Here is a 19,792-nt window from a genome sequence, read left to right on the forward strand (position 1 = left end):
GGGCTGAATTACTCAGCAGATGGAGGCATTTTACCTTCCGGCGCTTTACGATCTGTCAGATGCTTCTCAAAATTAGCATTGAACTGTTTTTTCTGTTCCGGCGTCAGAATGTTGTAAATCTTGTTCTGGGTTTCGATACGAGAGAGCGCCATATCTTTATGCTGCGCTTCCATCTTGTCGATTTGCGCTTCCGCTTTCGCCTTATCGAAGGTATCGCTGGCAATCAGCGCATGCATCGCGCGGCGCTCGTCGAGAGACGGACGTTTCATATTTTCGCGCTGGCTCTTCATGATGTCGCGGATCTGCTGTTTCTGCGCATCGGTCAGGTTCAGACCTTTAAACATCATATCGTGCTGGCCGCCAGGCATACCTTTATGGTGCATCATAGGTTTGCTGTCGGTCGGGGCCGCGGTGGTGTCCGCAGCGTGAGCAAGGTTAGCGGCACCCAGAGCCAGAGTAGAGGCAACAAACAGAGCAGTAATCTTTTTCATATTCAGTCCTTACTTTAAGTTATTCTTACGGCCTGATGCCGTGTTGACGAGATAAACTTTACGACGTTTATCGTCAATTAGTCAGAGCAAGCGTAAAACAATGAAAGTGTAAAAAACATTTTCTCACCAATTGTGGAGAAAATAAGGAAAATGAGGAGATAATTGCAACGAAAATAATTAAGAAGCTGTTTTATAAAGAAATCGTGGAGATTATAAAGCAGCAGAGATTAAAAACAAAGCGGTTAGCCAGGAATAATCTGTAATCAAACTTCAGCGCACGAAAAAATAAGATTATACAAGACGACCGACGGTGAAAATTTACGCTGCCGCGCTCAGGCAGCGGCGTATTTATGTTCAGGGCAGGCGCTCCAGCATCAGCCCGGCGCGCAGGCCCAGCGCGACCGAAGGGTTCGGGAACAGCACGTACTCCTCGGCCTTTTCCACCACGTAGCGGGTCTCACCGTCCTCCGCCAGCAGCGTCCCGGCGCTAAACGGCGTAAAGTTAAGCGTCTGCGCCGACATATGCAGCTGAAAACGTTCGCTGGCGCGGGTGATCTGCTGTACCACCCGATAGCGCAGCGCTTCGTGCCCCTCTTCTACCGCCAGGTCGCCGACCAGTAAACGCATCAGCGCGCGCTGGGTAACGGCAAATTGCGTCAGATCGTTCGCGCCAAACGGCAGCGCCTTGCCCAGCTCAAGGGTGCAGGCAAGCGCCGCAAAGCGGTCGCTGCTGAAATGGGTAAAGGTACCTGCCGGCTGCTGATGAAAGACCAGCGCCTCCAGCCCCGCCGCGCCCAGCCAGCTAAGGAAGGCGTCATCCCACGGCGCCGGTCGCGCCGGAAGCACCCCAAAGCGGACGTGATGCGAGCCGCGGATGGCGGTATGCAGATCGAGATGCCAGCGCGCGCCGCTGGCGTCGGCATAAAACCGCGTCAGCACCGTTTCCAGCCGCCGCGCCCGCCTCGTTTCATCGCTGGCGGGGAAGCTCTGCCAGCGTCCGCTAAACATGCGGTTGATGTCGCTATCGAGATAGCGCCTGTCGGCCCGCAGCGCCGGAGGATTGCCCAACACCACCAGCAGCCGCCAGCGCAGCGGCAGCTCGCCGCTGAACAGCTGCTGCAGCAGGATGTCGGTCATCTCTACCGGCGCGGTTTCATTACCGTGAAGTCCGGAAGAGAGCACCAGCGCCCGCTCGCAGCGCGAGTGCGGCGTGAGCTGAAGCACGCCGTGGTCCAGCCAGTGCCAGCGGAAGTGCGCCGTTTCACCGTGAAAATGATGGGGCAAACGCCCCGCGAGGGTTAATGCCAGAAAGTCGTCCACTGCGCCACCTCTATTGCTGGAACGGGTAAACGGAACCGAGCTGCATAATCTGCGTCAGCCGGTCAAGAGCCTCGCGTCCTTCACTCAGCAGCTGCGGGTCCGCCAGATCCGCCTGCGTCAGACGATCGCGGTAGTAGCGCTCGACCCAATCGTTAAGGGCGATAAACAGGCGATCGTTCATCAGCACCGCCGGGTTGACCGCCCGCAGTTCCTCTTCCGTTAGCACCACCCGCAGGCGCAGACAGGCCGGGCCGCCGCCGTTGGCCATGCTCTCGCGCAGATCGTAGACCTGCAGCTCATCGATGGGGTTGTCCTGCTCCAGCAGCCGGTTCAGATAGCGCCAGACGCCGGCGTGCTCCTGCGCCTCCTGGGGCAAAATAAGCCGCATCGTGCCGCCGGGTTTGCTCAGCAGCTGGCTGTTAAACAGGTAGGTCGCCACCGCCTCTTCAACCGTCACCGCGCTGGTCGGCACCACCAGCGGCGTAAATCCGGCCACCTGTCCGGCCAGCCAGTGCAGCAGCTGCGGCTGATCGACAAACGCTTCCTCATGACAAAACAGCACCTGCTGATTGCTCACCGCAATGACATCGTTATGAAAAACGCCTTTATCGATTACCGCCGGGTTCTGCCGGGCGAAGACTCTCTGCTGGGGGTTGACCTGATTGAGCCGCGCGACGGCCTGGCTGGCCTCCAGCGCCTGGCGCGCCGGATAGCGCGCGGGCAGAGCGTCGCCTCCCTGCTCGCGCCCATAGACAAACAGCTGCAGACCGGGCGCGCCGTACTCGCCGCCGAGGCGGTTATGGTTCGCCGCGCCTTCATCGCCAAACAGCGCCACCTGCGGAAGCGCCGGATGCACGGCAAACCGCCGCTCATCCGGGAAAATGGCGCGCAACAGCGCCTCGGTGGTCGGCGCCTCGCTGGCGCGGTGGAATTTGTCATTCAGATTGGCGACGGTCAGATGCACCCTGCCATCCAGCGAATCGGCAGAAGGCGACACCGTCGCGGCGTTGGCCACCCACATTGACGAAGCGGAGCTGGCCGCGGACAGCAGATCCGGCGCCTGCCGCGCGGCGCGCTCCACCACCTGCTCATCGCTGCCGGTAAAACCAAGCTGGCGCAAAAGCGCGACGTTTGGCCGCTCCTGCGGCGGGATCACCGCCTGCTGATAGCCCGCGTCCGCCAGCGCCTTCATTTTTTTTAGCCCCTGCTTCGCCGCCAGCTGCGGGTTCGATACCCGATAGCGATGCTTCGTCGAGGCCTCGTTGCCAAAGGAGAGCCCGGCGTAGTGGTGCGTCAGGCCAGGCAGCCCGTCAAAATTCACTTCCCACGCGTTCATCGTGCCGTTCCTTGCCGGAAGTCGAGGCCCGGGCTGAGGGTTTCCGGCAGCGTCAGCTCCGGCGACTCCAGGCTTGCCATCGGCCAGGCGCAATAATCCGCCGCGTACCAGGCGCCGGGACGATGGTTGCCGGACGCGCCGATGCCGCCAAAGGGTGCGGTGCTGGCGGCACCGGTCAGCGGTTTATTCCAGTTCACGATCCCGGCCCGCGCCTCCAGCAGCAGCTGGTCAAACTTCTCGCGCTCGGCTGAAATCAGCCCGCACGACAGCCCAAAGCGCGTGGCGTTGGCCAGCGCGATCGCCTGCGCAAATTCGTCATAGCGCCAGACGCAGAGCAGCGGGCCAAAGACCTCTTCGTCTTTCACCCCGGCAACGTCGGTCAGCTCGACGATCCCCGGGGTCAGCAGCGAGGTTCCAGTCTCCAGCAGCCGCGGCTCCAGCAGCGTTCTGCCGCCGTTGGCGACGTGTTGCAGCCAGGCCTGATGGACCTTCTGCGCCGCCTGCGGGGAGATTAAGCCGCCGAGGAACGGCTGGGGCTCAGCGTCCCACGCGCCGGGAATAAGCCGCTGCGCAACGGCCACCAATCGCGCCAGGAACGCATCTCCGGCCTCGCCGCGCTTCACCAGCAGACGGCGGGCGCAGGTGCAGCGCTGCCCGGCGGTAATAAAGGCCGACTGGATGGTCAAATGCACGGCGGCATCAATGTCCTGCGGCTCGTCAACGATCAGCGGGTTGTTGCCGCCCATTTCGAGCGCGAGGATCTTCTCCGGCTGTCCGGCCAGCTGGCGATGCAGCTGAAAGCCGGTAGCGGAGCTGCCGGTGAACAGCAGCCCGTCAATATCGGGCTGGCCGCTCAGCGCCTCGCCGGTTTCGCGCCCGCCCTGCAGCAGGTTCAGCACTCCCGGCGGCAGGCCCGCTTCGGCCCACAGCTTCACCACCGCCTCGCCGCTCTGCGGCGTCAGCTCGCTCGGTTTAAACACCACCGTATTCCCCGCCAGCAGCGCCGGTACGATATGGCCGTTTGGCAGATGGCCGGGGAAATTGTACGGACCGAATACTGCCAGCACGCCGTGCGGTCGATGGCGCAGCGTCGCCGACCCGTCGCCCATGGCGGTTTGCGCCTCGCCGGTACGGCTGTGGTAAGCCTTGAGCGAAATGGCAATTTTATTGATCATCGCGCCAACTTCCGTCGCCGCCTCCCAGCGCGGCTTGCCGGTTTCGGCGGCAATGATGGCCGTTAGCGGCGCTTTGTTGGCCTCCAGCAGGGCGGCAAACTTTTCGACGATCGCCTGGCGCACGCGAAGCGGCGCTTTGGCCCACGCCGGAAACGCGCGCCGGGCGGCCTCAACCGCCTGCGCAACCTGCCCGGCGTCGGCGTCATTGCCCTGCCACAGCGGCTCGGCGCTTACCGGGTTGCTTTTACTGCGGGCCGGGCCGCGCCCGGTTTGCCAGTCGCCGTTAATCCATAGACTCATCACTTTTTCTCCTCGGGGATCAGGCGCACCATACGGATACGGTCACCGGGGTGACATTTGAGGGCATCCAGCTCGCGGGCGCTCAGCAGCAGACGATCGGTATCGGGGTCGGCCTGCACCAGCATCGCGCGAAACTGCTGATACTGCTCGTTGGCAACCAGGCACAGCGGCCACTCGCCCGGCGCCGGTTGTCCTTCAGCCACGGCGACCAGCCGGCTTTTGCGAATCGCCCGCACCCGGTCGATATCGCACTCCAGGGTTGGGCCGCCGTCAAAAATATCGACATAGTTGCGGTAGCGGAATCCCTCCTTCTCCAGCACCGCCCGCGCAGGAGCGGTTTGCGGATGCACTTCGCCGATGACCGCCCGCGCTTCATCGGATAAAAAGTCGATATAGAGCGGATGCTTCGGCATCAGCGCGGCGATAAACGCCTTCTGCCCGGTACCGCACAGATAGTCAGCGCGGGAAAACTCCATCGCAAAGAAGCGTTTGCCCAGACTTTCCCAGAACGGCGAGTAGCCGCTGTCGTCAATGACGCCGCGCATCTCGGCGACCACTTTTTCATTAAAGCGCTCGCGGAAGGCGGCCATAAACATAAAGCGTGATTTCGACAGCAGGTAGCCGTTGCCCTCTTTACGCCACGCCGGGTCGAGAAACAGCGTGCACAGCTCGCTGCTGCCGGTGTGGTCATTGCTGAGAAACAGAGTCGGCAGCGCGTTATAGACGTTCAGCTCTTTTGAGGCGTGCACCTGGGTGCCGACGCGGTAGTTGTACCAGGGATCGTTCAGCCCTACCGCCACTTCGACGGCGCAGATGCCCACCACCGCGCCGCTGTCCGTATCTTCAAGGACGAAGACGTAGCCCTGCTCGCCTTTCGGCAGCTCGCCGCGCCAGGTCTTTTGCGAGCGTTCGATCCGCGCTGCCAGCGTCGCTGCGTCGGCCGGCAGCGAGGTCAGGCCGCCGCCGGTTTCACCCGCCAGCGTCAGCAGCCCCGCCAGATCGCCCTGTTCCACCGGACGGATAACCATCATGATGACGCTCCCGCGAGGAAGTGACGGCAGGCCAGCTCAAAGCGATCCAGACCGGCGTTCACCTCTTCCTCACTCACTATTAGCGCCGGCGCGAAGCGCACCACGTTCGCGCCGGCAATCAGGATCATCAGCCCATCCTCCGCCGCCTGGGTGCTGATGGCTTTGGCCTTACCGGCGTACTCATCCTTCAGCACGCAGCCAATCAGCAGCCCGAGGCCGCGGGTCTCTTTGAACAGGCCATAGCGGGCGTTAATCGCCTCCAGCCGCTCGCTGAACCACTGGTGCCGCTGCTTAACGCCGTTCAGCACCGCCGGCGTATTGATAATCGACAGCACCTCGCCGGCGACCGCGCAGGCCAGCGGGTTGCCGCCGTAGGTCGTGCCGTGGGTACCCACGGTCATCACGCTGGCGCACTCTTCGCTGGCCAGCAGCGCGCCAATCGGGAAGCCGCCGCCCAGCGCCTTGGCGGTCGACAGCACGTCCGGCGTCACGCCGTAGTGCATGTAGGCATACAGCTCACCGGTGCGCCCGACGCCGGTTTGCACCTCATCGAAAATCAGCAGCGCATTGTGGGCGTCGCACAGCTCGCGCAGGCCGCGCAGGAATGCCGGGTCCGCCGGCACCACGCCGCCCTCGCCCTGCATCGGCTCGACGATAACCGCGCAGGTATTGTCGTCAATCAACGCCCGGGCGGAGTCCAGGTCGTTATAGACCGCGTGCTGGATCTGCGGCGGCAGCGGCGCAAAGTCTGCGGAATAGGCCGGCTGGCCGCCGGCAGAAACGGTAAACAGCGTCCGGCCGTGGAACGCATTCCTGAACGCCACGATGCCGCTTTTCTGGCTGCCGTAGCGGTCATGAGCGTATTTGCGCGCCAGCTTCAGCGCCGCTTCGTTGGCCTCGGCGCCGGAGTTGCAGAAAAAGACGCGATCGGCAAAGGTGGCGTCAATAAGCTGTTTCGCCAGCCGCAGCGCCGGCTCGTTGGTGTAGCCGTTGCCGGTATGCCAGAACTTCCCGGCCTGCTCCGTCAGCGCGTTCACCAGCCGAGGGTGCGCGTGCCCCAGCGCGTTCACCGCGATGCCGCCGGCAAAATCGATATACTCTTTCCCCTGCTGATCCCACAGGCGTGAGCCCTCACCGCGTACCGGAATAAACGCCGCCGGCGCGTAAACCGGCATCATCCATTGATCAAAGTTGCTGCGCGTAATTGACTGAGACATATCGACCTCTTCCGGTAAATAAAAAGTATGAATAATGTTAAATATTATGAGTGATTACGCTGTAAATGTAGATTGCACGCATCGTGCCAGCCAGAGGAAAAAATGCATAAACTGAGGTAGATCGCGGAATATCAATAGCTTACAAAAATGGAATATTCACATTAAATGCATAAATAGTGAATAACAATCCGATAAAGGCCGATGAACAGTGAATAAAACAGATAGTTTATTCATCAGTAAGATATAATTCTGTATTTGTGATCCTCTACGAAATTTATCGTAGATATTCGCCCTTTTTTGGCGCGGGACGCGCCAGAATGGTGCAGGATTTGGCCATTCGCCGCCGTGCGCCCGGCGCGGCGGACAATAAAATGCCTTCCGGCAGCCAGCCTGCCGAATTTCTGCTAACATCCCTGCACTATTCACCTTGCACAGTGGCAGCGACTATGAAATTTGTCTCTTTTAATATCAACGGCCTGCGTGCGCGCCCGCATCAGCTGGCCGCCATCGTCGACAAGCATCAGCCTGACGTCATTGGCCTACAGGAAACCAAAGTTCACGACGACATGTTCCCTCTCGAAGAGGTGGCAAAGCTCGGCTACAACGTGTTCTACCACGGACAGAAAGGCCACTACGGCGTCGCCCTGCTGACCAAAGAGACGCCGGTTAGCGTCCGTCGCGGCTTCCCGGGCGATGATGAAGAGGCCCAGCGTCGCATTATCATGGCGGAAATCCCCAGCGCGTCCGGCAACGTGACGGTGATCAACGGCTACTTCCCGCAGGGCGAAAGCCGCGATCATCCGACAAAATTCCCCGCCAAGGCGGCGTTTTACCAGAACCTGCAGGACTACCTCGATAACGAGCTGAAAAAGGACAATCCGGTGCTGATCATGGGCGATATGAACATCAGCCCGACGGATCTCGATATCGGCATCGGCGAAGAGAGCCGCAAGCGCTGGCTGCGCACCGGTAAATGTTCGTTCCTGCCGGAAGAGCGTGAGTGGATGCAGCGCCTGCTGGGCTGGGGCCTGGTCGATACCTGGCGTCACGCCAACCCGGAAAACAACGAGCAGTTCTCATGGTTCGACTACCGTTCCAAAGGCTTCGACGACAATCGCGGCCTGCGTATCGACCTGCTGCTGGCCAGCACCCCGCTGGCGCAGCGCTGTATCGAAACCGGCATTGATTACGAAATTCGCGCCATGGAAAAACCCTCCGATCACGCGCCGGTGTGGGCCAGCTTTAAGCCGTAACCCACGCTGACCTGACTCTCCGCCCTCTGCCGGGCGGAGAGTCTGATTATCCTGAGCAAAATCAACAAAGCGGTGGTAATCCGTTGTTGCGCTGCGCGATTTACTATACTGTCGCGCGCACCGTTATTTCCCGAGAACAGGCTCAAGGGGCGCGGTTTTTACAGGAGGCCCCCAATGCAAAAGAAGCCGTTATCCCGCTGAATATAAACTGCTGCTTGCCGCTATTCTGCTGTGCACTGCCGCCGGCGCCGTCTATCACTTCGGCCTCGGCGGGCTGCTGACCCATTTCCGCCATCTGCAGACGCTGATCGCTCAGAGCGGCGCCTGCGGCTATCTGCTCTATATCGCGCTATTTATTGTCGCCACGCTGTGCCTGATCCCCGGCACTATTCTGGTGGCGGTCGGCGGTATTGTCTTTGGCCCGCTGACGGGCACGCTTTTATCGCTCTGCGCCGCCACCGTTGGCTCTGCGCTTTCATTCCTGCTGGCCCGCTGGCTGGGCCGCGACGCACTGCTGAAATACGCCGGCGATACGGCAACGCTGCGGGCAATCGAGCGCGGCATTGCCCGTAACGGCAGCGATTTTTTAATTCTGACGCGGCTGGTTCCACTGTTTCCGTATAATATCCAAAACTATGCCTATGGCCTGACGGCCATTTCATTCTGGTCATTTACGCTTATTTCCGCGCTCACTACCCTGCCGGGTATCTTTATCTATACCCTGATGGCCAGCGAGCTCGCCAGGGAGGGCATGACCCTCGCGTTTATGCTTAAACTGAGCCTCGCCGGCATGGCGCTGTTTGGCCTGGTTCAGGCGGCGAAAATGTTTGCCCGCCGTCGGCGGATCGCACCCGATAATATCAAGGCTGAGGATGAGACCCGCTAAACCGCGCCCGTTCCGCTACTATCGGCTCGCGACCGTCGTCGCGCTGGCCGCCGCGCTGCTCATCGGCTGGCGGGTCCCTGCCGCGAATGAGTTTATCCAGCGCAGCCTGGCGGCGTTCTCGGCGTTAGATCCGCAGGCCATTGAGCGCTTTATCGACTCGTACGGCCCGCAGGCGGCGCTGGTCTCCTTCGCCCTCATGATCCTGCAGGCCGTGGTCGCCCCGCTGCCCGCCTTTTTAATCACCTTCGCCAACGCCTCGCTGTTTGGCGCATTCTGGGGCGGCGTTCTCTCCTGGGCCAGCGCGATGGCGGGCGCGGCGCTGTGCTTTTTCATCGCCAGAGTCTGCGGCCGCGAGGCGGTTGAGAAGCTGAGCGGAAAAACGATCCTCCGCAGCATGGACGCCTTTTTTGACCGCTACGGCAGGCACACCGTGCTGGTTTGCCGGCTGCTGCCGTTTGTTCCGTTCGATCCCATCAGCTACGCCGCCGGCCTGACCTCCATTCGCTTTCGCCAGTTTGCGATTGCCACCGGCGTCGGCCAGCTCCCGGCCACCATCATCTACTCCTGGGCGGGCAGCCTGTTAACCGGCGGAATCTTCTGGCTGGTCACCGGACTCTCTATTTTGCTGGCGCTGGCGGTGGTTATCGCTATCGCCAAAGCGCGCTATTCTGAACGTCAAAAGAGGAATTCACCATGAGTTTGCCGCCGCTGGACTCCGTACCGCCGATCCTCCGCCCGCAGGCCTGGCTGCACCGCCGCCACTACGGGGAGGTGCTCAACCCCATTCGCTGGTGGGGGCGCATTCCGTTTATTTTTTACCTGGTGTCGATGTTTGTCGGCTATCTCGAACGCCGACGCTCGCCGCTCGACCCGGTGCTGCGTTCGCTGGTCAGCGCGCGTATCGCCCAGATGTGCCTGTGCGAATTTTGTATTGATATTACGCAGATGAAGCTGGCGCAACGCAGCGGCGGCCGCGATAAATTACTGGCGGTCGCCGACTGGCGGCACAGCGGGCTGTTCAGCGATAGCGAGCGGCTGGCGCTGGAATATGCCGAGGCCGCCAGCCTGACGCCCCCCACCGTTGACGATGCGCTGCGCGACCGGCTGGCGGCACGCTTTGATGCCCGGGCGCTCACCGAGCTGACGGCGCTGATCGGCCTGCAAAATCTCTCCGCGCGCTTTAATTCCGCCATGGCCATCCCGGCGCAGGGCCTGTGTCGGATCCCGACCTCCGGGCCTGCAGATTCAAATCATAAGGAGTGAGTATGCGTTGTTGTTGGATTTGGCTGGCGGCGCTGCTGCTGATGCCGCTGGCGGTCAACGCCGGCGAGAGCTGGCAGCAGACCGAAGCGCAGGCGCGCGGGCAAACGGTGTGGTTTAACGCCTGGGGCGGCGATCCTGCGGTCAACCGCTACCTGGATTGGGTCAGCGAAGCGGTTAAGCGCGACTATGCGATTGACCTGCGGATCGTTCATATTGCCGATGCCGCCGATGCCGTCAGGCGGATCCAGACCGAAGCGCGGGCCGGGCGCAGCCGGGGCGGCTCCATTGACCTGCTGTGGGTTAACGGCGAGAACTTTCACACCCTGAAAGCCGCCGGGCTGCTGCAAACCGGGTGGGCGCAGACGCTGCCCAACTGGCGCTATGTCGATCGGCAGAAGCCGGTCAGCGAGGATTTTTCCATGCCCACCGACGGCGCGGAGTCGCCGTGGGGCAGCGCCCAGCTCACCTTTATCGCCCGCCGCTCGCAAACCCCGGACGGGCCGAAAAACCCGCAGGCGCTGCTGGCGTTTGCCGCCGCCCATCCGGGAAGCGTCACCTATCCCCGCCCGCCGGACTTCATCGGTACCGCTCTGCTGGAGCAGCTGCTTATCGAGCTGACCCGGCAGCCCGACGCCCTTCGCCAGCCGCCGCAGGCCGCGAGTTTTGCCGAGGTCACCGCCCCGCTGTGGCGCTATCTCGACGAGCTTCATCCGCTGCTGTGGCGCGAAGGCGGCGATTTCCCGCCCTCCGCGGCGCGCATGGATACCATGCTGGCGAACGGCACCCTGCGCCTCTCGCTCACCTTTAACCCGCTGCATGCGCAGCAGAAGGCCGCCAGCGGCGAGCTGCCGAAGGATAGCTACGGATTTGGCTTCACCAAAGGCACCCTCGGCAACGTGCACTTTGTGACGATCCCGGCCAACGCCCGCGCATCGGCGGGGGCGAAGGTGGTGGCGAATTTTCTGCTGTCGCCGGCGGCGCAGCTGCGCAAGGCCGATCCCGCGGTATGGGGCGATCCGAGCGTGCTTGACCCGCAGGCTCTGCCGCCGGCCGAGGGCGAGGCTCTGCGACGGCTGATGCCGCAGAATATGCCGCCGGTACTGGCGGAACCGCACGCCGCCTGGGTTGACGCGCTGGAGCAGGAATGGCTGCGCCGCTACGGCACGCGCTGAGCCTGCTGGCGTGGGGCGCGATGGGGCTGATTTATCTGCCCCTGCTGCCCGCGGCAGGGCTGATGCTTGCCCCCGCGCTGCGTCTCTCCCGCTGGCAGGCGCTGTTTGCCGATCCGCAGCTGTGGCAGGCGCTCAGCGCAACCCTGGTCTCAACCCTGCTGGCGGTCGGCGGCGCGCTGCTGCTCACCCTGACCGTCACCGGGGCGCTGTGGCCCTCCCGACGCTGGCGGCGGCTGGCCGGGCGTCTGCCGCTGCTGCTGGCGGTACCGCACGTGGCCTTCGCCACCGCCGCGCTGCTGCTGTTTGCCGAAGGCGGCTGGTGGTATCGGGTCTGTACCTTCTGCACGCCCGCCGTCGATCGCTACGGCCTGGGGCTCGGCCTGACGCTGGCGGTGAAGGAGAGCGGCTTTTTGCTGTGGGCGATCTACGGCCTGATGGGCGAAAAGCGGCTGGCTGAGCAGGTCACGGTGCTGAAGAGCCTCGGCTACGGCCGCTGGCAGTGCCTGCACTGGCTTATTCTGCCGACGCTGATGCCCTCGCTGGCAATTATCCTGCTCGCCACCACCGCCTGGAGCCTGTCGGCGGTAGACGTCGCGCTTATCCTCGGTCCGGGAAATCCGTCAACGCTGGCGGTGCTGGCCTGGCAGTGGCTAAACCAGGGAGACGAACTGCAGCAGGCAAAAGGGGCGCTCGCCAGCCTGCTGCTGGTGGGTATTCTGGGGCTGCTGGCCGCCGGCGCGTGGGGATCCTGGCGCCTGTGGCGTCGACGGATACCGGACCTGCGCGGCGTGCGGCGTCTCCACTCCGGCGCGGGCGTCGGGCGCGTGGTGGCCATCGCCGTGCCGCTGAGCGGCCTGCTCTGCGCCCTGTTTCTCGCCGCCGTCGCGCAAACCGCCGTTCCGGCAGGCGCCAGCGTCGCCAACAGCCTGACCCTGGCGCTCCTCTCCTGCGCGCTGGGCGGCATCATTTGCCTGCTGTGGCTGGAGTATGGACCTTCCCGCGGCGACGGTTGGGTCTGGCTGCCGCCGCTTCTCCCGGCGCTGCCGCTGGCGGACGGTCAGTATCAGCTGGCGCTCTACGCGTGGCTGGACGGGCGGCTCTTCACCGTCCTGTGGGGTCACCTGCTGTGGGTCGTGCCGTGGATGCTGTTTATTTTGCGCCCGGCATGGCGCAACCGCGATCCGCGCCTGGAGCTGATCGCCCGCACGCTCGGCTGGCGACGCGGGCGGATATTGTGCCTGGTTAAGCTGCCGCTGCTCGTTCGCCCGCTGCTGGCGGCGCTGGCGGTTGGCTTCTCGGTCAGTATTGCCCAGTATCTGCCAACGCTCTGGCTGGGCGCCGGACGCACGCCGACGTTAACCAGCGAAGCCGTGGCGCTGAGCAGCGGAGGGGATACGCAAAGCCTTGCCGCTCAGGCATTATGGCAGCTGCTGCTGCCCGCGATCTTCTTTACCCTCACCGCCCTGCTGGCCTGGCTGGCGGGCCGCTACCGACGAGGATTACGCTAGTGCTGACCGTGAACAACCTGACCCTAACGCTCAACGGCAGGCCGCTGCTGCGGAACGTTGAATTTTGCGTCGCCCCGGGGGAAGTGCTGACGCTGATGGGCCCCTCCGGGAGCGGGAAATCGACGCTGTTTGCCTGGATGGCCGGCGCGCTTGACGAGAATTTTCACGCCGCAGGCGAACTGTGGCTGGACGGCGAGCGCTGCGACGGACGCCCCACCGAGCGGCGGCGAATCGGCGTCCTTTTTCAGGATGCCCTGCTGTTCGATGGCTTTAGCGTCGGGCAAAACCTGATGCTCGCGGTTGCGCCTGAGGTTCGCGGTGCCGAACGGCGCGCCCTGGTGGAGCACGCCCTGGATCGCGCCGGTCTGGCGGGGTTCTACCCTCGCGATCCGGCGACGCTCTCCGGCGGACAGCGCGCGCGCGTCAGCCTGCTACGGGCGCTACTGGCCCGGCCGCTGGCGCTGCTGCTGGATGAGCCGTTTAACCGCCTCGATGCCGAACTGCGCGCCGATTTTCGCCGCTGGGTGTTCGACGAGCTCGCCCGGCTGGCGATCCCGGCGGTGCTGGTCACCCACGACAGCCACGATATCCCCGCAGTTGGCCGCTGCCTGCAGATGAGCCGCTGGCAATGAAAACCGCCCTGACCTGCGTTATCGCAAAGAATTCACCGCCGGGAGCGAGGAGAATAGCCGCTCAATTTTCTACTGTCGGGCATTTCGATGAAACGTGTTTCTCAATTGACCGCGCTCGCCCTGCTGGTTGGGCTTGCTGCTTCCTCTACTTTCGCTGCTGACGCCATGCCAGCGCTGACGCTCTCCGCCCTGCAACAACAGCACGGCGTCGCCATCGATACCCGCCTGAGCGCGTTTTATAACGGCTGGCCGCAGGCCAACGGCGGCCCGCAGGGCCACGAGCCGCAGGCGCTGAACCTCTCCGCCAGCTGGCTGGGCGCCATGAACGACCAGCAGCTCGGCGCATGGGCAGCCCGGCATCGGCTGCAGGCCGCGACGCCCATCGCGCTGTACGGTAGCGATGAGGACAACGCCCGGGTTGCCGCTCGCCTGAAGGTCGCGGGCTTTACCCATATCAACACCCTCAGCGATGCCCTCAGCCAGCCCGCGCGCCTGCAAAAGCTGCCGCACGTCGAACAGCTGGTCTACCCTCAGTGGCTGCACGATCTGCAGCAAGGTAAAGCGGTCGCCGCCGCGCCCGCCGGCCAGTGGAAAGTTTTTGAAGCCGCCTGGGGCGCACCGAAATTTTATCTGCTGAACCACATTCCTGCCGCCGGCTATATCGACACCAACGAGGTGGAGAGCGAACCACTGTGGAACAAAGTCTCCGACGCGCAGCTGCAGGCCCTGCTGGCAAAAAACGGCATTCGTCATGACACCACGGTCATTCTCTACGGCCGCGACGTCTACGCCGCCGCGCGCGTGGCGCAGATCATGCTGTATGCGGGAGTGAAGGACGTCCGCCTGCTCGACGGCGGCTGGAAAACCTGGTCCGACGCCGGGCTGCCGGTCGAACGCGGCATGCCGGCGAAGCAGAAGCCGGAGCCGGACTTTGGCGCCGTTATCCCCGGACAGCCGCAGCTGATGCTGGATATGGAGCAGGCCCGCGGGCTGCTGCATCGTCAGGATGCCTCGCTGGTCAGCATTCGCTCGTGGCCGGAGTTTATCGGCACCACCAGCGGCTATAGCTACATCAAGCCCAAAGGTGAGATTGCCGGCGCGCGCTGGGGCCATGCGGGAAGCGATTCCACCCATATGGAAGATTTCCATAATCCGGATGGCACCATGCGCAGCGCCGACGACATTACCGCCATGTGGCAGCAGTGGAATATTCGCCCCGATCAGCAGGTCTCTTTCTACTGCGGAACCGGCTGGCGCGCCTCCGAGACCTTTATGTACGCCCGCGCGATGGGCTGGAAAAATGTCTCGGTCTACGACGGCGGCTGGTACGAGTGGAGCAGCGATCCTAAAAATCCGGTACAGAGCGGCGAGCGCGGCCCGGATAGCAGCATATAGCTGGCCTACGCCTGGCGCTGAACCTGCTTCAGCGTCAGGTAGCCGCTGTAGATGCGGGTCGCCGTCGTCAGCCAGCACAGTCCGCCGAAGATCCACGCCAGCCAGGCGAAGTGCGCCGGAAACAGGCAGCACAGCACGAACAGCAGGATCGTCTCCGTCCCCTCCGTCAGGCCGCCAATATAGTAAAACGATTTATGCGCATAGCCCGGGTTATCAATCTGGTGCTTTGCCGCCAGCGCCGCAAAGGCGAGAAAGCTGCTGCCGGTACCAATAAAGGCAAGCAGCAGCCAGCCGCCGGCAACGGCGTTGTGCAGCGGATCGGCGAGGATAAAGCCAAACGGCACCAGCGCATAAAACAGGAAATCGAGCGCAATATCGAGAAAGCCCCCGGCGTCGCTTAGCCCTCTGCGGCGCGCCAGCGCCCCGTCAAGCCCGTCCAGCAGCCGGTTCAAGACAATGGCCGCCAGCGCCGCGTAGTACCATCCTGCCGCCAGCAACGGCAGCGCCAGTACGCCAACGGCGAAGCCCAGCAGGGTTACGCCATCGGCGGAGATGCCGGGGCGATCGAGCCGCGCGGCGCAGGCGTTGAGCAGTGGCTTCAGGCGGGGGTGCAGATGGCGGTCGAGCACGGCATATCTCCAGCGGGCTAAGGGGTTGTCTGGGCGTCACAAAGGCGGTGATAATAGGCCATTATCCTTCATGGAACGATGATTCAGATGCTAAAAACCATTGATGTTGTGGCCGCCATTATCGAGCAGGACGGCAATATCCTGCTTGCGCAGCGCCCGCCGCACGCTGACCAGCCGGGAATGTGGGAGTTTGCCGGCGGAAAGGTGGAGTCCGGCGAGAGCCAGGCGCAGGCCCTTGCCCGCGAGCTGCAGGAGGAGCTCGGCATCGTCGCCCTGCCCGCACGCTATATCGCCAGCCACCGGCGGGAGGTCTCCGGCCGGCTGATCCATCTCCACGCCTGGTGGGTGCCCCACTTTAGCGGTACGCCAACCGCGCACTACCACAGCCAGCTGCGCTGGTGCGCGCCGCAGGAAGCCTTAACCTTCAACCTCGCGCCAGCGGATATCCCCCTGCTGGAAGCCTTTATCGCCCAAAGCGCGTCTCTCCTTTCCCGCTAATCCCGTCAGGCCGCGGTCATCGCTTTTAGTTATGACAGCCGGCGGATTATAAATTTTGCTTTCAGGATAACTTTTCCTTGCTTGCCTAACGATTGCTGGTGTTATAGTCGGAAAATCGGCTTTTTCAAGGGCCGAATCATAATAAATATCCATAAAATCATTCAGGTTGCACCGCGGCAGCATGGGAGCCTTTCTCCGGCTGCTTACGCGAGCAGGCGCACCGGGTAAGCGAGCGCCGCCAGCCTGAAGGATGACATGTATAAACGCAACCACAACTATAAGGGGAAGTTATATCTATGGATCAGACGTGCACTCTGGAAGGTTTTCTCGCCCGCGTTCAACAGCGCGATCCTCATCAAACCGAATTTGCTCAGGCCGTCCGCGAGGTGATGACCACCCTGTGGCCTTTCCTTGAGGAAAATCCGCGCTATCGCCAGCTCAATCTGCTGGAACGTTTGGTTGAACCGGAGCGGGCTATCCAGTTCCGCGTCGTATGGGTTGATGACCGTAATCAGGTTCAGGTTAACCGCGCCTGGCGCGTGCAGTTCAACTCCGCTATCGGCCCGTACAAGGGCGGCATGCGCTTCCACCCGTCGGTCAACCTGTCGATCCTCAAATTCCTCGGCTTCGAGCAAACGTTCAAAAACGCCCTGACCACCCTGCCTATGGGCGGCGGTAAAGGCGGCAGCGACTTCGATCCGAAAGGCAAGAGCGACGGCGAAGTGATGCGCTTCTGCCAGTCGCTGATGACCGAACTGTATCGTCACTTAGGCCCGGACACCGACGTACCGGCTGGCGATATCGGAGTTGGCGGTCGCGAAGTGGGCTTTATGGCCGGGATGATGCGTAAGCTCTCCAACAACAGCGCCTGCGTCTTCACCGGCAAAGGGCTCTCCTTTGGCGGCAGCCTGATTCGCCCGGAAGCAACCGGCTATGGTCTGGTCTACTTCACCGAAGCGATGCTTAAACGCCACGGTCTGGGCTTCGAAGGGATGCGCGTAGCGGTTTCCGGCTCCGGCAACGTTGCCCAGTACGCCATCGAAAAGGCCATGGAGCTTGGCGCGCGCGTCATTACCGCCTCCGACTCCAGCGGAACCGTGGTCGACGAAGCGGGCTTTACCCCAGAGAAGCTGGCGCGCCTGTGCGAAATTAAAGCCAGCCGCGACGGTCGCGTGGCCGACTACGCCCGCGAGTTTGGCCTGCAGTATCTCGAAGGCCAGCAGCCGTGGTCCGTGCCGGTGGATATTGCGCTGCCGTGCGCCACGCAAAACGAACTGGACGTTGACGCCGCCCGCCAGCTGATCGCCAACGGCGTGAAGGCCGTGGCCGAAGGCGCCAATATGCCGACCACCATCGCGGCAACCGATCTGTTCCTCGAAGCCGACGTGCTGTTCGCGCCGGGTAAAGCCGCTAACGCCGGCGGCGTAGCGACTTCCGGCCTCGAAATGGCGCAGAACGCCGCGCGAATGAGCTGGAAAGCAGAGAAGGTTGACGCTCGCCTGCACCACATCATGCTCGATATTCACCACGCCTGCGTGGAGTACGGCGGCGAAGCGAAGCAGACTAACTACGTGCGCGGCGCCAACATCGCCGGCTTCGTTAAGGTCGCCGACGCGATGCTGGCACAGGGTGTGATTTAATCCGCAGGCTCTCCCGGGTCGCGCTTTTCCGGGAGAGCAGCTGACGGAGCCCAACCAAAAAGACCCCGCCTGCGGGGTCTTTGATTATGGATTGTCGGCAGGCGCATCCGCCGCCGGCTTCTTGCCCTTGCCCCTGGCCTTCGCTCCTGGCTTGCCTTTGCTGAACGCTTTCTTAGCGCCACCCGGCGCAACGATACCGCGGAACTGACGCGCGGGCGTGCTGCGCGCCTGGTCGATAAGCTGATACAGCGTTCCCACCAGCGGCTGCATAAAGTCCTGATAGCGGCACTGCTTTTCGCTGATTTGCGTCAGCACCGATTCCCAGTGCGCGGTCATATCCGGCCGAGCGGCCATTTCGGGCAGGGAGTGGATCAGCGCCCGTCCCGCGTCCGACGAGTGGATATAGCGCCCTTTCTTGACTAAAAAGCCGCGCTTAAATAGCAGCTCAATAATTCCGGCGCGGGTCGCCTCGGTGCCCAGACCGTCGGTGGCGCGCAGGATCTTCTTCAGATCCTTATCCTGCACAAAGCGGGCAATCCCGGTCATCGCAGAGAGCAGCGTCGCGTCGGTAAAATAGCGCGGCGGCTGGGTTTGCCGCTCCACCACTTCGCCCTTCTCACACAGCAGCTCATCGTCTTTCGCCACCACCGGCAGCGGCGTACCGTCGTTCTCTTCGTCGCGCTCTTTATTACCCAGCAGCGCCCGCCAGCCGGCCTCGGCGAGGAAGCGCGCCTTGGCGACAAACTTGCCGTTGGCGATTTCAAGGTCAATCTGGCATTTGCGGAACACCGCGTCCGGGCAAAACTGCATCAGGTACTGACGCGCGATCAGGCCGTAGACCTTGATCTCGTTCTCCGTCAGCCGCACCTGGCTGCTGCGCGCGGTGGGAATGATGGCATGGTGCGCATCAACCTTTTTATCGTCCCAGCAGCGGTTGCGGATCTCCGGGTTAACCGCCGGCTGGGGCAGTAAATCCGCCGCGTGGACGCCAATGGCGTTGAGTACCGTATGGCGACCGGCGAAATGCTCCTCCGGCAGGTAGCGGCTGTCCGAACGCGGGTAGGTGATAAGCTTGTGGGTCTCGTAGAGCTTCTGGCAAATATCCAGCACGTTTTGCGCGCTGAAGCCAAAACGCTTTGCGGCCTCAATCTGCAGCGCAGAGAGCGAAAACGGCAGCGGAGCGGGCTCTGAATCCCGCTTATCGTTGTAGGCGGTGACCAGCGCCGGCTGACCGGTAATCCGCGCGACGACGTGTTCGGCCAGCGGGCGGTGCAGGAGGCGTCCTTCATCATCCTGCCAGGATTCGCAGGCATCGCTCGGCTGCCAGGTCGCGACAAAGCGCTCGTCCTGGGGAGTGACGATATGGGCTTTGACGTCGAAGAAATCCTTTGCCACAAAGTTCTCGATCTCTTCATCGCGGCGCACCACCAGCCCGAGCACCGGCGTCTGCACGCGCCCGACCGAGAGCACGCCCTGATAGCCCGCGTTGCGCCCGAGCAGCGTGTAGGCGCGGGTCATGTTGATCCCATACAGCCAGTCGGCGCGCGCGCGCGCCAGCGCCGATACGCAGAGCGGAATAAACTCGCTGTTGGCGCGCAGGCGAGAGATCGCCCGCTCAACCGCCTGCGGGTTAAGATCGTTTATCAGGCAGCGCTGCACCTGCTGACGCTTTTCCGGCGCCAGCTGCAGATAGTCGAGAACTTCATCCACCAGCAGCTGACCTTCTCTGTCCGGGTCACCGGCGTGGATCACCTCTTCGGCGTCGCCCAGCAGCCGCTTGATAACGTTAAGCTGTTTGCTGACCGAGGGTTTCGGCTGTAGCTGCCACTTATCCGGGACGATAGGCAGATCGACCAGGTTCCAGCGCGCGTAGCGCCCGTCGTAGACATCCGGCTGCGCCTGCTCCAGCAGATGGCCAATACACCAGGTGACCACCTGCCCGTTGCCGCACTCAATATAGCCGTCACCCTTGCGATGCGGCTTGGGTAACACCTCGGCGATGGCGCGGCCGAGGCTCGGTTTTTCTGCAATAAACAGCCGCATGTA

Annotated in this window: 18 protein-coding genes; 10 read left to right on the forward strand and 8 right to left on the reverse strand. The window is 62.6% G+C overall.

Annotated elements, in window-relative coordinates; translation table 11 throughout:
- Positions 1 to 8: 8 nt before the first annotated feature.
- The 6 genes from spy to astC form a co-directional block, all read right to left on the reverse strand.
- On the reverse strand, positions 9 to 491 hold the full coding sequence (gene spy / locus M2416_RS00855; protein WP_076945352.1) for an ATP-independent periplasmic protein-refolding chaperone Spy: 483 nt from the start codon (positions 489 to 491) through the stop codon (positions 9 to 11).
- Between the two features lie 354 nt (positions 492 to 845).
- Positions 846 to 1,811 carry a succinylglutamate desuccinylase gene (astE, locus tag M2416_RS00860; RefSeq protein ID WP_076945351.1) on the reverse strand — a complete coding sequence of 322 codons (966 nt, stop codon included), beginning with the start codon at positions 1,809 to 1,811 and terminating at the stop codon, positions 846 to 848.
- Between the two features lie 10 nt (positions 1,812 to 1,821).
- Positions 1,822 to 3,147: an N-succinylarginine dihydrolase gene (astB, locus tag M2416_RS00865; RefSeq protein ID WP_259221619.1), complete on the reverse strand. Its 1,326-nt coding sequence runs from the start codon at positions 3,145 to 3,147 to the stop codon at positions 1,822 to 1,824.
- Complete coding sequence (astD, locus tag M2416_RS00870) at positions 3,144 to 4,622, reverse strand: succinylglutamate-semialdehyde dehydrogenase (protein WP_259221620.1); 1,479 nt, start codon at positions 4,620 to 4,622, stop codon at positions 3,144 to 3,146. The genes astB and astD overlap by 4 nt, the downstream gene beginning before the upstream one ends.
- Positions 4,622 to 5,653 (reverse strand): arginine N-succinyltransferase, encoded by a 1,032-nt coding sequence (astA, locus tag M2416_RS00875; protein ID WP_259221622.1) that lies wholly within the window; start codon positions 5,651 to 5,653, stop codon positions 4,622 to 4,624. The genes astD and astA overlap by 1 nt, the downstream gene beginning before the upstream one ends.
- The gene (gene astC, locus M2416_RS00880; RefSeq protein ID WP_159236312.1) at positions 5,650 to 6,870 is read right to left on the reverse strand and encodes a succinylornithine/acetylornithine transaminase; all 1,221 of its coding nucleotides are present in this window, start codon (positions 6,868 to 6,870) and stop codon (positions 5,650 to 5,652) included. The genes astA and astC overlap by 4 nt, the downstream gene beginning before the upstream one ends.
- A 446-nt stretch (positions 6,871 to 7,316) precedes the next feature.
- Between astC and xthA the strand changes: the two genes are divergently transcribed.
- The 8 genes from xthA to M2416_RS00920 all read left to right on the forward strand — a co-directional run bounded on the left by xthA (position 7,317) and on the right by M2416_RS00920 (position 14,979).
- Positions 7,317 to 8,123, forward strand: coding sequence for an exodeoxyribonuclease III (xthA, locus tag M2416_RS00885; protein ID WP_041145127.1), 807 nt, complete (start codon positions 7,317 to 7,319; stop codon positions 8,121 to 8,123).
- Positions 8,124 to 8,349: 226 nt separating this feature from the next.
- Positions 8,350 to 9,009 (forward strand): TVP38/TMEM64 family protein, encoded by a 660-nt coding sequence (locus M2416_RS00890; RefSeq protein WP_259222849.1) that lies wholly within the window; start codon positions 8,350 to 8,352, stop codon positions 9,007 to 9,009.
- Positions 8,996 to 9,706 (forward strand): TVP38/TMEM64 family protein, encoded by a 711-nt coding sequence (locus M2416_RS00895; RefSeq protein WP_259221625.1) that lies wholly within the window; start codon positions 8,996 to 8,998, stop codon positions 9,704 to 9,706. The genes M2416_RS00890 and M2416_RS00895 overlap by 14 nt, the downstream gene beginning before the upstream one ends.
- On the forward strand, positions 9,703 to 10,272 hold the full coding sequence (locus tag M2416_RS00900) for a carboxymuconolactone decarboxylase family protein (protein ID WP_076945342.1): 570 nt from the start codon (positions 9,703 to 9,705) through the stop codon (positions 10,270 to 10,272). The genes M2416_RS00895 and M2416_RS00900 overlap by 4 nt, the downstream gene beginning before the upstream one ends.
- Before the next feature lie 2 nt (positions 10,273 to 10,274).
- The gene (locus M2416_RS00905; RefSeq protein ID WP_259221628.1) at positions 10,275 to 11,444 is read left to right on the forward strand and encodes an ABC transporter substrate-binding protein; all 1,170 of its coding nucleotides are present in this window, start codon (positions 10,275 to 10,277) and stop codon (positions 11,442 to 11,444) included.
- Positions 11,417 to 12,952 (forward strand): ABC transporter permease subunit, encoded by a 1,536-nt coding sequence (locus M2416_RS00910; RefSeq protein WP_259221630.1) that lies wholly within the window; start codon positions 11,417 to 11,419, stop codon positions 12,950 to 12,952. The genes M2416_RS00905 and M2416_RS00910 overlap by 28 nt, the downstream gene beginning before the upstream one ends.
- Entirely contained in the window at positions 12,952 to 13,584 is a 633-nt protein-coding gene (locus M2416_RS00915) for an ATP-binding cassette domain-containing protein (protein WP_259221632.1), read from the forward strand. The genes M2416_RS00910 and M2416_RS00915 overlap by 1 nt, the downstream gene beginning before the upstream one ends.
- 87 nt (positions 13,585 to 13,671) lie before the next feature.
- Complete coding sequence (locus tag M2416_RS00920; protein ID WP_259221635.1) at positions 13,672 to 14,979, forward strand: sulfurtransferase; 1,308 nt, start codon at positions 13,672 to 13,674, stop codon at positions 14,977 to 14,979.
- 5 nt (positions 14,980 to 14,984) lie between these two features.
- Here the strand turns inward: M2416_RS00920 and M2416_RS00925 are convergent, their stop codons facing one another.
- A complete protein-coding gene (locus M2416_RS00925; protein WP_259221636.1) occupies positions 14,985 to 15,608 on the reverse strand; it encodes a CDP-alcohol phosphatidyltransferase family protein in 624 nt (207 codons plus the stop codon).
- 87 nt (positions 15,609 to 15,695) lie between these two features.
- Here M2416_RS00925 and M2416_RS00930 point away from each other — a divergent pair, with 87 nt between their 5' ends.
- Positions 15,696 to 16,106: a pyrimidine (deoxy)nucleoside triphosphate diphosphatase gene (locus M2416_RS00930; RefSeq protein ID WP_259221638.1), complete on the forward strand. Its 411-nt coding sequence runs from the start codon at positions 15,696 to 15,698 to the stop codon at positions 16,104 to 16,106.
- A gap of 296 nt (positions 16,107 to 16,402) precedes the next feature.
- Entirely contained in the window at positions 16,403 to 17,746 is a 1,344-nt protein-coding gene (gdhA, locus tag M2416_RS00935) for an NADP-specific glutamate dehydrogenase (RefSeq protein ID WP_045855019.1), read from the forward strand.
- 84 nt (positions 17,747 to 17,830) lie between these two features.
- Here gdhA and M2416_RS00940 read toward each other — a convergent pair whose 3' ends face one another.
- The gene (locus M2416_RS00940) at positions 17,831 to 19,789 is read right to left on the reverse strand and encodes a DNA topoisomerase III (RefSeq protein WP_259221640.1); all 1,959 of its coding nucleotides are present in this window, start codon (positions 19,787 to 19,789) and stop codon (positions 17,831 to 17,833) included.
- Positions 19,790 to 19,792: the final 3 nt, after the last annotated feature.

This window comes from Klebsiella sp. BIGb0132, assembly GCF_024810075.1.
GTDB lineage: Bacteria > Pseudomonadota > Gammaproteobacteria > Enterobacterales > Enterobacteriaceae > Klebsiella > Klebsiella terrigena.

Bases quoted from the DNA above. Each gene is read 5' to 3' on its own strand.
- M2416_RS00895 (WP_259221625.1), top strand. From the start codon at position 8,996: ATGAGACCCGCTAAACCGCGCCCGTTCCGCTACTATCGGCTCGCGACC.
- gdhA (WP_045855019.1), top strand. From the start codon at position 16,403: ATGGATCAGACGTGCACTCTGGAAGGTTTTCTCGCCCGCGTTCAACAG.
- M2416_RS00940 (WP_259221640.1), bottom strand. From the start codon at position 19,789: ATGCGGCTGTTTATTGCAGAAAAACCGAGCCTCGGCCGCGCCATCGCC.
- xthA (WP_041145127.1), top strand. From the start codon at position 7,317: ATGAAATTTGTCTCTTTTAATATCAACGGCCTGCGTGCGCGCCCGCAT.
- astB (WP_259221619.1), bottom strand. From the start codon at position 3,147: ATGAACGCGTGGGAAGTGAATTTTGACGGGCTGCCTGGCCTGACGCAC.
- astD (WP_259221620.1), bottom strand. From the start codon at position 4,622: ATGAGTCTATGGATTAACGGCGACTGGCAAACCGGGCGCGGCCCGGCC.
- M2416_RS00910 (WP_259221630.1), top strand. From the start codon at position 11,417: ATGGCTGCGCCGCTACGGCACGCGCTGAGCCTGCTGGCGTGGGGCGCG.
- M2416_RS00920 (WP_259221635.1), top strand. From the start codon at position 13,672: ATGAAACGTGTTTCTCAATTGACCGCGCTCGCCCTGCTGGTTGGGCTT.
- M2416_RS00905 (WP_259221628.1), top strand. From the start codon at position 10,275: ATGCGTTGTTGTTGGATTTGGCTGGCGGCGCTGCTGCTGATGCCGCTG.
- spy (WP_076945352.1), bottom strand. From the start codon at position 491: ATGAAAAAGATTACTGCTCTGTTTGTTGCCTCTACTCTGGCTCTGGGT.
- astC (WP_159236312.1), bottom strand. From the start codon at position 6,870: ATGTCTCAGTCAATTACGCGCAGCAACTTTGATCAATGGATGATGCCG.
- M2416_RS00900 (WP_076945342.1), top strand. From the start codon at position 9,703: ATGAGTTTGCCGCCGCTGGACTCCGTACCGCCGATCCTCCGCCCGCAG.
- M2416_RS00930 (WP_259221638.1), top strand. From the start codon at position 15,696: ATGCTAAAAACCATTGATGTTGTGGCCGCCATTATCGAGCAGGACGGC.
- astA (WP_259221622.1), bottom strand. From the start codon at position 5,653: ATGATGGTTATCCGTCCGGTGGAACAGGGCGATCTGGCGGGGCTGCTG.